The organism is Aestuariibaculum marinum, assembly GCF_014596975.1.
Taxonomy (GTDB): Bacteria; Bacteroidota; Bacteroidia; order Flavobacteriales; family Flavobacteriaceae; genus Aestuariibaculum; species Aestuariibaculum marinum.
Genome location: NZ_JACVXD010000013.1, coordinates 11411 through 28954 on the forward strand (window position 1 = coordinate 11411; position 17544 = coordinate 28954).

The following is a 17544-nucleotide window of genomic DNA, read 5'->3' on the forward strand; positions in this document are numbered from 1 at the left end:
AAGCCTCTTGAATACATCCAAGAGGCTTTTTTATTTAGATACTTTTTATTTTATTCTTCTATTATACTTATGGCATACCCACCACCTTCAACACTGTTTAATGATAGTTTAGACTTACTTGTTACTTTCATTTTTTTAATCGTGTAAGCCTGCGGGTTAGTTTTATAATTGGCATCTTTTGCATCCGCATAAATAGTTGCCATATATTTTTTCCCTTTATCTAAAAAGTTTAATGAAATTTTAGATTGGCGGATTTGTTTTCCATTAACATTCCCCACAAACCAATTATTTGTGCCTTTAGCTTTCCTTGCTATGGTAATATAACTTCCTGGTTCTGCTTCTAAATACACACTTTTATCCCAATCTACCGCGACATCTTTTATAAACTGAAATGCATCTAAAAACTTATTGTAGTTTTCTGGTAAATCAGCAGCCATTTGTAACGGACTATACATTGTAACGTAAAGCGCCAACTGATTAGCTATAGTGCTATTAACATTTGAATTATTATTTGGGTTCAATTTACTGATGTCCATTTCAAAAATACCCGGTGTATAATCCATTGGGCCACCAATTAAACGTGTGAATGGCAATACCGTAACATGATTAGGTTTAGAACCTCCAAATGCCTGATACTCGGTACCACGCGCCGACTCATTTCCTATTAAATTAGGATAGGTTCTCGCTATTCCTGTAGGCCTTACAGCTTCATGGGCATTCACCATAATTTTATAATCTGCCGCTTTTTCAATAGCATACTGATAATGATTAATCATCCACTGGCTGTAATGATTTTCACCTCTTGGCAAAATATCTCCCACATAACCACTCTTCACGGCGTTATAACCATGATCTTTCATAAACTGATAGGCCTCATCTAGATGTCTTTCATAATTTCTAACCGATGACGATGTTTCGTGATGCATAATCATTTCAACCCCTTTAGTTTTCGCATAGGCGTGAATTTCATCAACATTAAAATCGGGATAAGGTGTTACAAAATCGAACACATAATCTTTAGAATGCCCATACCAATCTTCCCAGCCTACATTCCAACCTTCAACTAAAACACCGTCAAAACCATGCAACGCTGCAAAATCAATGAGTTCTTTTACTCGCTTGTTATTAGCCGCATGTGTACCATTTGGTTTGGCTTTACCATAATCGGTAACTCCTAATTTAACCGCTTTAAAATCGTTGGTATATGCCCAAGAGCTCTTTCCTGTAATCATTTCCCACCAAACGCCAACATACTTCACGGGTTTAATCCATGAGGTGTCTTCAAGAGCACAAGGTTCGTTTAAATTATAAGTCATTCTTGACGCTAAAATATCCCTTGCATCGTCACTAACCATTACAGTACGCCAAGGGGTATTTGCAGGAGTTATCATATAGGACTTTGTACCTTGTACATCGGGGGTTAACCAGGCATTAAACACCATGTTTTTATCGTCCAATTCCAAATGTAATACTGAAAAATCAATCAATGCGGCTTCGTGAATATTAATATATAAACCGTCATCGGTTTTCATCATTAATGAGGTCTGAACGCCTGTTGAAGAAAATGGGTTTTGAGATAAATTTTCTGTAATCGATTCTTCCATTAACCCTCGAATTTCAGATAAGCGAGATTCGGTATAATCATATTCCTGAGTGTCATAATCACCCGGAATCCAGAATGCCGTATGGTCACCTGTCATAGCAAACTGTGTTTTTTCGTCTTCAATGATAAAATGCCCTAAGTTGGGTTGTTCGGGGAATTCATAACGAAACGCCACACCTTCATCAAATACTCGGAAACGAATATTCATAAAACGCTCTGTAGACTCTTGTTTCAATCGAACAAGAAGTTCATTATAATGGTTTTTAATCTCACTTTCTTCTCCCCAAACCGGTTTCCAGGTCTCATTAAAAGTTGATGTTTCACTATCTACAAGTGTAAAGTCGCCATCAAGATTTTCAGATTCCTTAAGTGTAAATCCGAGTTTACTCGATTTCATTGCTTCCTGATTTTTAAAAGCTATTTGATAAACCGGGTTTCCTTCTGAATTTAAGGAAAACTCCATGATAACATCTCCATCTGGTGATGATAATTGCTGTGCTGCTACTCCAAAATAAGTTAATAGAGCAAACAGCAGTATATAGATATTCTGCCTTTTCATGCTTATTTCATTTAGTTAGTTGGTTCGTTTATTTACTGATTAGAATTTTAAATTCCCAAGGACTCAATTTTAAAATCTCTCCTTGTTTTAAATCAGTTTTTGTATTGGTTATAAAATCGGTAAACTGCCCTGAAAAAGGTAAATTTACTTCTTGTTTTGCTTTTGAAAAGTTACCAATGAAAACCAATTTATCTTGTTCTTTATGTCGTTCCAAAACCAAAACATCTTTATTTTCAACATTTATAATATTAAGTCCTGCAGAAACTTTACCTCCATTTAAGGCCTTATTGGTATTTTTAAGCTTACCTAATTCCTCTAATACATTCCAGGTTTCACCTTTTGTTTTCGGGATAGAATCTTTTTCAAAAAACTTTAATCGATAATCTAAACCATATTCCTGTCCTGAATAAATTAACGGCATCCCGGGCATCACATAAGTTAAGGCCGTCATTAAATCACCTGCTTCGCCTAAGCGCTCTTTTACGGTACCATTCCATGAATTTTCATCGTGATTGGTTACAAAATTCATTAAAATATCATCCGATTCGTATTCGGTTTTACTTTTGTCTATATAAGTTTTTATATCACTTACTTTCATTTTTCCCTGGGCCACTTCATTCAAAATATGATGAAACTCCCAGCCATAAGCCATATCAAACAAATTGGCTTTTAATAGCTCAGGTTGTGATGCTTCAGCCAACATAAAAATATCCTTTTTCGCTCGAAGTTCAGGAATGGCCTGTGCCCAGAAATCGGTCGGTACATTACTTGCTACATCACAACGGAAACCATCAACATTTTCTTCAGTAATCCAGTAACTCATATCGGCTATCATTTCTTTACGCATATCTGGATTGTCATAGTTTAAATCGGCTACATCACCCCACCCCCAAGATTCTCCGGTATCTGGATTTATAGGATCTATAATCTCCCCGTTATCGTTTTGTGTGTAATAATCTGGATGATTTTTTATCCATTCGTGATCCCATCCGGTATGATTTGGCACCCAATCTAAAATCACATAAATATCGTTATCGTGAGCTGTTTTAACCAGATTTCTGAAATCTTCAATAGTTCCAAATTCCGGATTTATTTTAGTATAATCTGAAACCGCGTAATAACTACCTAACATTTTAGCACGTTCGGCTTCATCTTCAATTTTATAAGCAAAATCACCACCTGTGGCTTTTCTGTTGGTTTCTGAAATTGAAAAAACCGGCATCAACCAAATAATTTTTACACCTAATTGTTTTAACTGAGGAATATCTTTAGTGAACGCTTCAAACGAACCTGCCTTAGAATACTGACGAATATTAGCTTCATAAATCACGGCAGACTCTAAAACACTATTGTTAATAGGTTTAACCACTTGTGATTCCTGAAGTATTTCAATCTCCTGCACAACCTCTTTTTTCCCATTTTTACAGGAAATAAAAAACAGTATAACAGGTATTAGTAACATTAGTTTTTTCATTATATCTTATATTTAGTTTTTAAATTTTGTTGAATATATAGTGACTCCTTCAGGATTCATTTCAACTGAATCATCCCACACACCTATGTCTTCACTAATTATGTTTTTAATCTTTTTCCCTTTTAAACCGAGCTCAGAAAACCTTGATGTAGATAAACTTGTCTCGTTAGATTTATTTAGAATAATAGCAACAACCTCATCTTCCAACACTCGAAACAATAGATAAACACCATTTTCCGGAGCAAAATGAATCGTCTTACCTTCATGAATAGCTTTACTGTGTTTTCGATAATTCACCAGTTTTTTAACAAACTGCTGCATATTTATTTGAGCTGTTGTTAAACCCTCTCCCGTAAATGCATTTATGGAATCACCTTGCCAACCACCTGGAAAATCCGTTCGAATTAATCCGTGATCGCCGGGCTTTTCAGTGTCATTCATCAAAATCTCGGTACCGTAATAAAACTGTGGTATTCTTGGCATGAGAAACATATACGTCAAAGCCATTTTTACCTTTTCAGCATTGTCATGAACCTGAGTACTAATACGACTCATATCGTGATTATCGGCAAAAATTAGAATGTCTTTTGGCGAAGCATAATAAAAATCGTTAGCCAAACCCTCATAGATTTTAATAAGTCCCGTATCCCAGCCTTCTTCTTCATTTAACCCATTAACTATCTGACTTTGCATCGCAAAATCCATCGGAGATTTTAAATTGGAATCGTAACCATCACGATTATTCGCACCTTCCTGCCAGTAGCCAATAATTAATGGGTTTATACTCCACTCTTCACCTACAATGGAAAAATTAGGATATTCATTCATAATAGCTCCCGCCCAACGACTCATAAATCCTTTATCCGAATACGGATAGGTGTCCTGACGAATACCACCTAATCCTGCCGTTTCTATCCACCAAATACTATTTTGAATAATGTACTTCGCCATAAATGGATTCTTCTGATTCAAGTCTGGCATAGACGACACAAACCAACCATCGCTCATGTCTTGCTTATCTTTAGCAGATGCATAAGGGTCCTGATTACTGGTACGCCTGTGATTGGAATTGGTTAAATGCGATTTATCTTCAAATTTTTTCTGTTGGCTTATCCAATCTACAAACGGCAAATCTTTCATCCACCAGTGCTCGGAACCGCAATGATTAGCCACCTGATCCATAATGAGTTTGATGCCTTTTTGTCGTGCTTGTTCAGATAATTCCAGATAGTCTTCCAAAGTACCAAAGCGTGGGTCAATTTCGTAAAAATTGGTCATTGCATAGCCATGATAAGAGCTTTCGGGCATATCGTTAGTAAGTAACGGACAAGGCCAAATGGCGGTAAACCCTAAATCTTCAATATAATCCAAATGATTGGCAATGCCTTTAATGTCCCCGCCATGTCTGGCATAATCATTCGTTCTATCAATGGTTTTCTCCAGAAGTTTTTCATTAATATCTTTTGAAGGATCTCCGTTTGCAAATCGGTCTGGCGTGATTAAATAAATGGCGTCTGAACTGTTAAAACCTACATAATCTTCAGAAGGCTTTACTCTTGATTTCAACTCATAAGTTTGATGCTTTTCTTCACCATTTTCAAACTTAAAATCGATATTGAATTTTCCAGGCTTGGTCTGCTCATCAATTTGCAAATTGATAAACAAATAATTCGGACTATCTCCTTTATGAACTGCTTCAATAGTTACTCCTTGATAAGTAATTTCCGGTCGAGCATTTGAAATACCAGCACTCTTCACAAGTAATTGCAAATCCTGACTCTTAAAACCTACCCACCAATTTAAAGGTTCTATGCGTTCCACGTCGTTGTGTTCTGAAATTTTAACATCGGTATAAGATACTATTTCTTTTTCCTCTTTTTGATGCTTACAGGCCATATTTAACATTAGGACACACAAAACAAAAAATGGCTTTAACAAACGATATGTATTCAAATTATTCTGAAACATTCTCTATTTTTTTAGACGCAATTACATGTAATTTACCATTTACTAAAATTTGCAATTCAGTATTACCTTCTAGTTCAAAAGTGGTTTCCTGTTGCGTAACATAAACCTTTAAAATTTGATTTCGGAAATTGATTTTAAAGGAATACCCCTGCCATTGTTTCGGGATTTTTGGAGTAAACGACAACATATTTTCTACAATCCGCATACCTCCAAATCCTTCAACAATACTCATCCAAGTACCAGCCATAGAGGTAATGTGCAAACCTTCGTGAACCTCCTTATTATAATCGTCTAAATCTAAACGTGATGTACGTAAATAAAACGTATACGCCTGCTCCATACGGTCTAATTTAGCCGCCTGAATGCTATGAACACAAGGCGATAATGAACTTTCGTGAACGGTAAATGGTTCATAGAAATCAAAATGACGCTCTAAATTTTCCTGAGTAAACTGATCTTCGAAAAAGTAAAACCCTTGCAACACATCGGCTTGTTTAATGTATGGCGAACGCAAAATGCGATCCCAGCTCCATTTCTGGTTGATTGGACGTTGCGATTGGTCTAAATCAGCTACTGTTACTAAGTCCTTATCTAAAAACCCGTCTTGTTGCAAGAATACCTGATGTTTTTCAGAATACGGAAAATACATATTATCTGCAACTTGCTGCCACTCTTCAATTTCAGGAGCAGACAACTTCGTTTTGTTCATGATTCGGCTATAATCTGAGTGATACTCCGACTCCACTTTATTTATATTTTCAATCGCATAAAGAATACACCATTGTGCTAAATAGTTCGTGTACCAGTTGTTATTTACGTTATTTTCGTATTCATTTGGACCTGTCACCCCTAAAATAACATATTTGTTTTTATCGGTTGAAAAACTGGCCCGTTGCTGCCAAAAGCGAGCTATTCCGATTAAAACTTCCAATCCTTTTTCAGGAATATAGCTGTAATCGTTCGTATAACGGTAGTAATTATAAATAGCAAAAGCTATGGCGCCGTTACGGTGGATTTCTTCAAAAGTGATCTCCCACTCATTATGACATTCTTCACCGTTCATGGTTACCATCGGGTATAAGGCTGCACCATTTGTAAAACCAAGTTTTCCGGCGTTTTCAATCGCACGTTCTAAATGGTTGTAGCGGTATTCTAGAAGACTACGCGCTACACTTTGGTTTTTAGTCGCCATATAAAACGGAATGCAGTAGGCCTCGGTATCCCAATAGGTGCTTCCACCGTACTTCTCACCTGTAAACCCTTTAGGACCAATGTTTAATCTTGAATCTTTCCCTAAATAGGTTTGATTTAGCTGAAATATATTAAATCGGATACCTTGCTGTGCTCTAACATCTCCATCGATAGTAATATCGGCCATATCCCAAATATTTCCCCACGCATGCATCTGCTTTTCTAATAAGCCTAGAAATCCTAAATCTCTTGCCTTACTTAAGACTTCCTTTGAAGCTGAAACCAATTGAGATTTCTCATGATTACGATCTACAGTATAACCCCCAAATTTTTCAATTTTATAAGTTTCTCCAGCTTTGATGTCTTTTGAATAACTGAAAACAATTGTATTTGAAGTCGTTTCTATTTCAGGATTTACTACAACAAAAACATCATTTACAAACACCTGAGATTCCATAAACGTACAGGTATGGAAATTGGTTTTCATTGTTTTCGCTTCAATAAATGCCTGTGTATGTTCCTGCGATACTCTGGACACATCCCAGAATTTATCATCCCAATTGGTGTCTTCGTTGGTGATTCCGGCGTCTAAATACGGAGAGAATGTAATTGAAACATCTGTATTTAACGGTGTAATTTCGTATCGAATAGCGCCAAGTTCGTCTAAATCCAGACTTAAAAAGCGTTTGGTTTTAACAGCAACCTGAACATCGTTTTGAAGTGTTGCCTTAAAGCTTCGGCTTAACCAACCTTCTTTCATATTAAGCTCTCTGCGAAAATCTTCAACACTTTTACAATTGAATAAATCTAAAGCTTCGCCATTCACCTTAACATTGATACCAATCCAATTGGGTGCGTTTAACACTTTTGCAAAATATTCGGGATAGCCATTTTTCCACCAGCCTACACGTGTTTTATCCGGATAATATACCCCGGCTATATAACTGCCTTGAAATGTTGGTCCTGAATACTGTTCTTCAAAATTGGCCCGTTGCCCCATAGCTCCATTACCGATACTGAACAGGCTCTCTGAAGACTTTACGCGACTCGCATCAAAGCCTTCTTCAATAATCGACCATTGATCTGGTTTTATATAATCTTGATTCATTGTTATTTGACACTGTTATTGAATGACATTCAAGTAAAACAGCTTATTTTTTTTGGTTAATTAATTGGTCTATAAATTCTAAAGACATCTTTGTAAAGTCTTTAAACACATAATCTGCTTCATGTAAAACATGGGCATCGCCAATGCCAACACTTATCATACTTGCAGCATTGGCTGCCTGAATTCCAGCGACGGCATCTTCGAAAACAATGCATTTTTTAGGCTCCACCTTCATTTTTTGAGCCGCTTTTAAAAACACCTCCGGGTCAGGCTTGGCATGTGTTACCTGATTGCCGTCTACAATAGCATCGAAAAAATGAGTGAGATGGACTTTATCAAGAATACCTACGGCATTTTTACTGGCCGAGCCCAAGGCTATTTTTTGATTTTTTGCGGATATATAATTTAAAACCTTTGAAACATCTGGTAAGACTTCATTTTCATCCATAGTTTCAATAAAGCTCAAATAGTGATTATTTTTTTCAGCCATTAAGGTTATAAACTCATCATCGGATAATGTTTTTTGCCCCCAATGAAGAATCTTTTTTAAAGACTCTACTCTACTCACCCCTTTAAGTTGTTCGTTTTGCTCCAACGAAAACTCTATTCCAATGTTGTTAGCTAATTGCTTCCAAGCCTGGTAATGATACTTTGCAGTATCTACAATGACCCCATCGAGGTCAAAAATAAACCCGTTCATTACGATGATTTTTTAAGATTGAATAACGTCGTCGACGTCTTTAACTTTAAATACTAGCGCAGCAGCAATTAAAAAACTAATCCCACTAATTACTAAAGCCATAATAGCTTGATCTCCATAGACATACTTAACCATTGGCCCACCAATTAATGCATTGATAATTTGCGGAATAACGATGAAAAAATTGAAGATTCCCATGTATACGCCCATCTTTTTTGGCGAAATAGATCCCGCCAAAATCGCGTAAGGCATAGCAAGAATGCTGGCCCAGGCAATACCAACGCCTATCATAGAAAGAATAAGCCAGTTTTGATCGGGCATGATATAAACTGAAAGCAAACCGATACCTCCAATAATTAGAGATAAAGCGTGTGTGCGTTTTCTTCCTATTTTTTTTGCAATAAATGGCAAGGCAAAAGCATATAAGGCTGAAATTAGATTATAAACGCCGAAAAGGATACCTACCCAGTCGCCAGCATCTTGATAATTCACACTGCTACTATCGTTTACTGGTAAACCATAGATATGCTGTGCAATAGCCGGAACAGCAAATACCCACATGCCAAATAACCCAAACCATGAGAAAAACTGAACCCAGCTTAACTGACGCATGGTGGTTGGCATGTTTTTGAAATCTTCGAAAATGGTTTTTAAGCCTGCTTTTTCTGAAGTGTCTTCATCTTCTGAATTTGTAGATTGATCATCTTGAAACTGTGCTAATTCTTCTGGTGAATATTCCTTTGTTGTGAACACAGTAACCAGAATAGAAAGCACTAAAATAATCGCTCCAATAATAAAGGATAAAATTAAGTTTAACGGAACTTCTCCTGCAACTGTTGCATTGGATACACCAAACCAATTGGTTAAGGTATACGGCAACCAGGAACCGATAACAGCACCAAACCCAATTAAAGCCGTTTGTACACTGAATCCTAAGGTACGTTGGTCTGTTCTTAAATTATCACCTACTAAAGCACGAAACGGCTCCATGGCAATATTAAAAGACGCATCCATAACCATTAAGAATCCAGCGCCCACCCAAATAGCGGGTAAAAAGGCGGTAAAAATATCGGCTTGTGGCATTAATACCAAACCTAAAGATGCCAAGATAGCTCCAATCAAGAAGAAAGGTTTCCTTCTTCCGAATCTACCCCAGGTATTGTCGCTATAATACCCAACAATAGGTTGAACTATTAAGCCCATTAAAGGCGCTATAATCCAAAACCATGATAGCTGATGTACATCGGCTCCAAAAATTTGAAGTATTCTACTTGCATTGGCATTTTGCAGGGCGAAACCCATTTGAATTCCCATAAATCCGAAACTCATGTTCCAGATTTGAAGAAAACCTAACTTACGCTTTTCCATCGAAATAGTATTTAATTGATACTATTGATAAGCATAAAACTTATCAAAACTTACATGTGAGAAGTGAATATATAAGTCTTGATTCTGCGTCAAAGATATAGAAAAGAATTTTAAAAATCCTAAAAAAAATTTATTTAGTCGATTCTCTTTCAATAATTTCGGTCTCTATCACATAGGTTTCAAATGCCTCTTCTCTAGTGTTTTCGTTAATATTTGCATCGCTCTCGTCGTCGTCCATTTCTAAACGATCAATTAATAAATCGGCCGCTTTCTCTCCTATTTTTTGTCCGTGCTGACTTACAATAGTTAAACTTGGCGAGGCGTGTTTCGACAAAACCCCATCGGTAAATCCGATGACTTGTAAATCATCCGGAATAGCATATCCTAATTTTTTTGCCACCTTCATTGCGGTAACAGCATACAATTCATTCACCGCAAACACACCATCGATTTTCGGATTCCTTTTAAATAAATGTTCTATTTCACTTTCCAAAATATCAAGGTTTTCTTCTAACGACACCATATCATCTAATTTCAGAATTAAATTTGGTTCTGCATACACCTGACTTTCTTCTAAAGCACGTAAATACCCTTGTGTACGCAGTCTACCAACACTTACGTAATCCATCGTAGTGATTAAACCAATATGTTTACATCCATTGTCCACTAGTTTTTTAACTGCCTTGACTGACCCTTTAAAATCATCAACAATCACTTTATCGCATTCCACCTCATTAACGACACGGTCGAACATAACAATGGGGATACCCTGGCTTATGGTTTCATTAAAATGATGATAATCCTGTTTAAGTAAGGTCTCTTTTGAAATGGATAATATGAAACCATCAATACTTCCGTTAGCCAGCATTTCCATATTTAAAACCTCTTTACTAAATGATTCGTTAGAGAGTCCAACAATAACATTGTAGCCACGTTCATTAGCTACTATTTCGATACCTCGAATAACCGTAGAGAAAAAGTGATGTACAATTTCAGGAATTAAAACCCCTATAGTTTTTGTCTTTTTGTTTTTTAGACTTAGTGCAATATTATTAGGTTTATAATTCAGAAATTTAGCAAATGCCTGAATACGTCTTCTGGTATTCTCTCCAATTTCCTTACTATCGGCCAAGGCTCTGGAAACTGTAGACACCGAAACATCGAGTTCTCTGGCAATTTGCTTTAATGTAACTTTTTTCTTCATTTTTTATTTTAAATATGGCTAAATTTATGAAGCATTACTAATAAATACGACTAACCTAGTAATGCTAATTTAGTTTGTTTCTTCTAAATAACCTAAGCATCAGAAAAATATCAATACGGAAACGTTTGCGTTAAAAATTTCGTAAAAGTTATTAACACGGAAACGTTTGCGTTGCGAATTTGACAATTTCCTAATGGACCGAATTATTACATTAGCAATAATTCATGGTGAGAAGTGAAGATATAATAAACTAAACAAAGACATTAACAAAAGAACTGTATGAAGACAATTATTAATGGCATACTGTTTTTTCTCTTATTTGTGCCCGTAACCATTTTGGCGCAAACAAGTATAAAAGGAACAGTAACAGAACAATCTACATCTTTGCCACTTCCTGGAGTAAATATTCTCGTTAAGGGTACTACTAATGGTACCGCTTCAGATTTTGACGGGGAATACCAACTTCAAGTGAATCAAGGAGATGTAATCACCTTTACATTCATTGGGTATCAATCTCAGGAAATCACATATACCGGACAATCGGTAATCGATGTGGTTTTAGTTGAGGACGCTGCCAGCTTAGACGAAGTTGTTGTTATCGGATACGGTAGCGTTAAGAAAGAAGACTTGACCGGATCTGTCGATGTTGTTTCCTCAAAGGAGTTTAATAAAGGAGCAATAGTATCTGCCGATCAGCTGCTAAATGGTAAAGCCCCAGGGGTTAGAATTACCACTGCTGGTGGTCAGCCCGATGCAGAACCTAATATTCGTATTAGAAGTGGTGCCTCGTTAAGTGCCAACAGTAGCCCGTTGATTGTTATTGACGGAATTGCTATCGACAATACCAACCCTGCCGGTGTAAAAAACCCCTTAACATTAGTCAACCCTAATGATATTGAAAGTTTTAGTGTCCTTAAGGATGCTTCTGCAACGGCTATCTACGGATCACGAGCTTCAAATGGGGTAATCATTATTACCACTAAAAAAGGAACTTCAGGAGAACCACAATTCAATTTTTCGACTAGTATGTCGTCAAATTCTGTAAGTAAGAAAATTGATGTTTTAGATGGCTCTGAATTTGTACAATTCATTAACGAATATGAAGCCAAAGGTATTTTTGAAGCAGGAACTTCAGATCGCTTAGGCGTTCCGATAAACTCAGTTGATACCAGAGAGCAGGTTATTCAAACCTTTACCGATTCAAACGGTATGCAACGTGGCATCTACAATACAGACTGGCAAGATGCAATTTATAGAACGGCGATATCAACAAATTACGATTTTAGTGCACGTGCTAATTTATTTGAAAAAATTCCTTTCCGTGCATCGGTAGGTTACAATAATACTGAAGGTGTTGTGAAAACAAGTGACTACGAACGTATCACGGCTTCGTTAAAATTAACGCCTAAGTTTTTTCAAGATCATTTAAAAGTAGATTTAAACCTTAAAGGTATTTCAGCAGATAAGAATGCTATAGATGAAGGTGGCGCTCTATTTGGTGCGGTAGTTATGGACCCTACAAAACCAATCTATGACACAAACTCTCCTTTTGGAGGCTACTTTACAACCACATCGTCTACCTCTAATCCAACAGGTATGTTAATCGGGCAATCCAATCCGTTAGCACTTTTAATGCAACGTACACGTCCTGAGGAAACTCAAAAAATATTAGGAAATGTAGAATTCGATTATAAAATGCATTTTCTTCCTGAATTACGTGCTGTTTTAAACCTTGGTGTTGAAGCCTCTCGCTCAACTATTGAAGAAAACTATTCTGAAAATGCAATTTCAACATACAGATTAAGTAATGCTTCTAACAGTTACATCTTCAATCCTGGAGTAAACTTTAAAGAAAATCAGCATATCACGAACACCACGCTTGAAGGCTATTTAGTATACAACAAGAGTTATGATGATTCTTTTATAAACAGCTTTGAAGTTCAGGGAGGTTATGGTTACCAAAACTTTAAAAATGATGGTAATAAAGAACAATACCTATACAATACAGAAACAGGGTTAAGAGAACTTCAGGTAAACGAAAGCAATCCGAATTTCAGATATTATAATGTATTAAACTTACAATCGTTCTTCGGAAGAAGTAACATTAATATTCTAGATAAATTCTTAGTAACGCTATCTGTAAGAGCTGATGCTTCTTCTCTTTTTGTTACCGATGATGTATGGGGTAACGACGTATGGGGTATTTTCCCTGCAGCAGCCTTAGCCTGGAAATTAAAAGAAGAGAGTTTCCTTAGAGATGCCGATTTTGTTCAGGAACTTAAACTAAGACTTGGATACGGTAAAACTGGACAGCAGGATATTACAGGGCTAGCCGGAGGTTACTTCCCCTCTACCCCTTTATTTACCGTAGGTAACAGTACTACACAATATTTACCGGGCGTATCTTTATACTCTGCAAGAGCATATAACGAGAACTTAACCTGGGAAAAAACAACCACTTACAATGCTGGTTTAGATTTTAGTTTCTTTAATTCAGGCGCCCTTTCAGGATCGTTTGATGTATTTAAAAGAAAAACCAAAGACCTTTTAGTATTAGCTCCTGTTGCGCCAGGACAGGGATTCACCAACTTATTTCCACAAAATATAGGCGAAACAGAAAATGAAGGTTTTGAACTTAATTTAGGCATCACGCCAGTAGAAAATGACGATTTTAGTTTAGACCTTAATGGAAATATTGCGTACAGTAAAACTGAAGTTACAAACTTAAATGGTGTGAGTAGTATTTCGGCCGACGAATCTACAATTCCTACCGGAACTGGCGTAAAATTAGCCAGACATGCTGTGGGAGAGGAAGTATATTCTGCTTGGGTTTTCAAACAAGTTTATGATGAAAACCACCGTCCTATTCTTGGTGCCTTTGTCGATTTAAATGGCGATGGACAAATCACGAACGACGACAGATACTACAAAGCTTTACGACCAAACTGGACATTCGGTTTAGGGTTTTCAACACAGTATAAAAACTGGGATTTAAGTGCTAGCTTTAGAGGACAGTTAGATGGCCAAATGTACAACACTCGTAATTTAGCCATTGGATACATTGAAGCGGCTATTCCGTCAAACACAGAAAGTTTAAATAATGTTGTAGACTTTTACAACGGCGTTTCTGACACTAATTTCGTGAATCGAAATGGTAATGTTCCTTTCTCTGATTATTATTTAGAAAATGCATCTTTTTTAAGATGTGAAAATATCACCTTAGGATTAACGGTTGGCGAAGCTATTAAAGATGTATCTTTTAAAGTGTATGCCTCAGTAAACAATCCGTTTGTTATTACTGATTATTCTGGTCAGGATCCGGAAAACTTCAACGCTATAGATAATAATTTCTACCCTAGGCCACGTGTCTATACTTTAGGTCTAAACATTGATTTTTAAAAATTTAGTTATGAAAAATAAGATATATATCATTTTATTAAGTTTTACACTGGCGCTTTCAAGTGGAAGTTGTACAAGCGACCTGGACACTGAACCATTAGTAGAACTTACCTTAGATGAACTGCTTACCAAAGACCCGGATGCTGTTAAAGGTATTTTAGCCCGACTTTATGCATCGTTTGCTTTATCGAGTATTGAAGCTGCCGATAAATCGGATATTCAAGGTGACGATCCTGGAGAATCTCCGTTTTTAAGAAACCTTGTAAACCTACAGGATTTCTCAGCAGACGGGATGAAAAACCGTTGGGGTGATGACGGATTAGACCAACTTACAACGACCTCTAATTGGGATGAAAACAATAAATTCTTCAGATACTTATTCAACAGAATTTATTTTACCATTCCGCAATGCAACAACCTGTTAACCGTTTTACAAAACGTTAGTGTTGATAATCAAGAACAAATTACTTCTGAAGTTCGATTTTTAAGATCGTTAGCTTATTACTATCTAATCGATGTATTTGGTAAAGGTGTGTTATCTACTGAAGAAAACTTTGGTGGTACGGAACTCCTTCCTGAAGTATCGAGAGCAGATTTATTTGCTTATGTAGAAAGTGAACTTTTAGCTATTGAAAGTACCTTACCTACTACCAACGATTACGGTAGAGCAACAAATTCAGCAGCTCAAATGTTATTGGCTAAATTGTATTTAAATGCCGAAGTATACACGGGTACTGCCAGATACGATGATGCTTTAACCTATATTTCGAAAGTCATTGACGAAGGGGGGTATCAATTAGATCCTAATTTCATCAGATTGTTTTCAGCTGATAACGACACTTCAAATGAAATTATATTTCCATTAATTGCCGATGCCGACAACAGTAGAAGTTACGGTAACACTACGTATATAGTAAACGGAAATTTAAGTACAGATACTATGGATCCCGGAGATTTTGGCTCTACTGCCGGATGGACAGGTCATAGAGCGACCAAAGCCTGGTATGGTTTATATGGAGATTTAGCAACATCTACCGATGACAGAGCTGAATTATTCTGGACAGAAGGGCATAACTACGAAATGGACGACTACCGCGAATGGGAAGATGGTTATCCTTCAATAAAATTTAGAAATATCAATACTGATGGTTCTGGAACTATTACCGAATTTTCAAGTACCGATTTTCCTTTATTCAGATTGGCTGATGCTTATCTTATATATGCAGAATGTGTGCTTAGAAATGCTGGTGGTAACCCAACAACTGCGCTTCAGTACGTAAATGATGTTAGAGAAAGATCGAATGCTTCAACCATTACGTCTTCAGAATTAACATTAGATTTTATTCTGGATGAGCGTGCCAGAGAATTAAACCTTGAAGGACACAGACGTTCAGATTTAATTCGCTTTGGCAAGTTTACAGGAAATGCATACATATGGCCTTGGAAAGGCGGAGTAAAAAACGGAACTTCAATTCCTTCAACATATAATGTGTATCCTATTCCTGCATCTGCAATCCAAGCAAATCCCAACTTAACTCAAAATCCAGGTTACTAAAAAACTAAACTAATTATTATGAAATATATAAAACTTTTATCGCTTTTAATTTTAGCCGCCATTGGCTTTACGTCTTGCGAACAAGAAGACGATTTAGTGTTCATTGCTCATGTGCCTGAAGAAGGTATTAGCTTTTCAAATATATTCTTAGAAGAATACACATTAACTTCTGCAACATCTAAAAATATTGGAGAACGCTTTACTTGGGAAGATGCCTATTTCGGGGTGCCTACCAATGTAGAATACGAATTACAAAATTCCATTTCCGGAGATTTTACAGATGCCACAGTAGTTGGTACAACAGATGCTAACGAATTATCAATTACCATTGGGAATATGTTAACCTATGCCAAAGAAGCAGGTCTTGATAATGACCCTGGCACAGACAACCCTAATACCGGTGCTTTATACTTTAGATTAATGGCTTCACCTGGCACCAATGGAGGTTTACCTGTTTACACCGAAACTCAAACCTTAAATGTAATTTTACCTGAAGCTACTGAAGGTGGTGGCGCTTACGAAGTATCTACATGGGGTGTTGTTGGTTCAGGATATAACAATTGGGGAGCGTTTGCCGATGCTAAATTCTACACGACCGCAACCGATGGCGTTATTGTTTCTTATGTAAACCTTGTTGATGGTGAGATTAAATTCCGTGAAAACAACACTTGGGAAGGTGACCTTGGTGATGCCAATACCGATGGTATTTTAGATAGCGATGCCGATAATAATATTGCGGTTACTGCTGGTGATTATAAAATAACGATCAATACCAATGACAACTCTTACACTATTGAAGAATTCTCGTGGGGTATAGTGGGTTCAGGATACAATAACTGGGGAGAAACACCTGATGCTAAATTGTATTACGACTACACAACCGATACTTTTAAAGCGAGCGTTCAACTTTTAGATGGCGAAATTAAATTTAGAATGAACAATACCTGGGGCGGTGATTTGGGTGATGCTAACCTTGATGGCATCTTAGATGCCGATGCCGATAACAATATTGCTGTAACCGAAGGTCATTATCTGGTTACTTTAGATTTAAAGGATAACTCATACTCTATTGTCGAGGCTACCGTTTGGGGAGCTGTTGGTTCAAGATATAATAACTGGGGAGAAACACCTGATGCTGCTTTAAACGAAATTCAACCGGGTGTTTGGTTCGCTGAAAACATCACTTTAGTTGATGGCGAACTTAAATTCAGACCAGATAACGCTTGGAACGGCGATTATGGTGATGCCAATGGAGATAATATTCTTGATCAAGATCCTGATAACAACATTGCAGTTGAGGCAGGAAACTACGTAATCAGTATCGATTTTAACGATGCTGAAGGTCCTAAATACTATTTAGGAAAACGATAAAATATGGTGACTAATTCATATTTATAATGTAAGGACTAAAAGGG

Annotated in this window: 10 protein-coding genes; 3 read left to right on the top strand and 7 right to left on the bottom strand. The window is 36.8% G+C overall.

The genetic code is table 11. The features are described 5' to 3' along the window. Nucleotides 1–50 precede the first annotated feature (50 nt). The 7 genes from ICJ85_RS15065 to ICJ85_RS15095 all read right to left on the bottom strand — a co-directional run bounded on the left by ICJ85_RS15065 (nucleotide 51) and on the right by ICJ85_RS15095 (nucleotide 11175). Nucleotides 51–2162 carry a glycoside hydrolase family 97 protein gene (locus tag ICJ85_RS15065; protein ID WP_188224632.1) on the bottom strand — a complete coding sequence of 704 codons (2112 nt, stop codon included), beginning with the start codon at nucleotides 2160–2162 and terminating at the stop codon, nucleotides 51–53. 28 nt (nucleotides 2163–2190) lie between these two features. Further along, nucleotides 2191–3636 (bottom strand): alpha-amylase family glycosyl hydrolase, encoded by a 1446-nt coding sequence (locus ICJ85_RS15070; RefSeq protein ID WP_188224633.1) that lies wholly within the window; start codon nucleotides 3634–3636, stop codon nucleotides 2191–2193. Nucleotides 3637–3648: 12 nt separating this feature from the next. Continuing rightward, a complete protein-coding gene (locus ICJ85_RS15075) occupies nucleotides 3649–5532 on the bottom strand; it encodes a glycoside hydrolase family 13 protein (protein ID WP_241739563.1) in 1884 nt (627 codons plus the stop codon). 58 nt (nucleotides 5533–5590) lie between these two features. Next, the gene (locus tag ICJ85_RS15080; protein ID WP_188224635.1) at nucleotides 5591–7903 is read right to left on the bottom strand and encodes a glycoside hydrolase family 65 protein; all 2313 of its coding nucleotides are present in this window, start codon (nucleotides 7901–7903) and stop codon (nucleotides 5591–5593) included. 43 nt (nucleotides 7904–7946) lie between these two features. Then, nucleotides 7947–8603: a beta-phosphoglucomutase gene (pgmB, locus tag ICJ85_RS15085; RefSeq protein ID WP_188224636.1), complete on the bottom strand. Its 657-nt coding sequence runs from the start codon at nucleotides 8601–8603 to the stop codon at nucleotides 7947–7949. 12 nt (nucleotides 8604–8615) lie between these two features. Beyond that, entirely contained in the window at nucleotides 8616–9971 is a 1356-nt protein-coding gene (locus ICJ85_RS15090; RefSeq protein ID WP_188224637.1) for an MFS transporter, read from the bottom strand. 130 nt (nucleotides 9972–10101) lie between these two features. Then, nucleotides 10102–11175 (bottom strand): LacI family DNA-binding transcriptional regulator, encoded by a 1074-nt coding sequence (locus ICJ85_RS15095; RefSeq protein ID WP_188224638.1) that lies wholly within the window; start codon nucleotides 11173–11175, stop codon nucleotides 10102–10104. A gap of 279 nt (nucleotides 11176–11454) precedes the next feature. Here ICJ85_RS15095 and ICJ85_RS15100 point away from each other — a divergent pair, with 279 nt between their 5' ends. Genes ICJ85_RS15100 through ICJ85_RS15110 form a run of 3 tightly spaced genes read left to right on the top strand, consistent with a single transcriptional unit; the run spans nucleotide 11455 to nucleotide 17500 of the window. After that, the gene (locus ICJ85_RS15100) at nucleotides 11455–14574 is read left to right on the top strand and encodes a SusC/RagA family TonB-linked outer membrane protein (RefSeq protein ID WP_188224639.1); all 3120 of its coding nucleotides are present in this window, start codon (nucleotides 11455–11457) and stop codon (nucleotides 14572–14574) included. A gap of 10 nt (nucleotides 14575–14584) precedes the next feature. Continuing rightward, entirely contained in the window at nucleotides 14585–16129 is a 1545-nt protein-coding gene (locus ICJ85_RS15105; protein ID WP_188224640.1) for a RagB/SusD family nutrient uptake outer membrane protein, read from the top strand. Nucleotides 16130–16147: 18 nt separating this feature from the next. Next, on the top strand, nucleotides 16148–17500 hold the full coding sequence (locus ICJ85_RS15110; protein WP_188224641.1) for a SusE domain-containing protein: 1353 nt from the start codon (nucleotides 16148–16150) through the stop codon (nucleotides 17498–17500). Nucleotides 17501–17544: the final 44 nt, after the last annotated feature.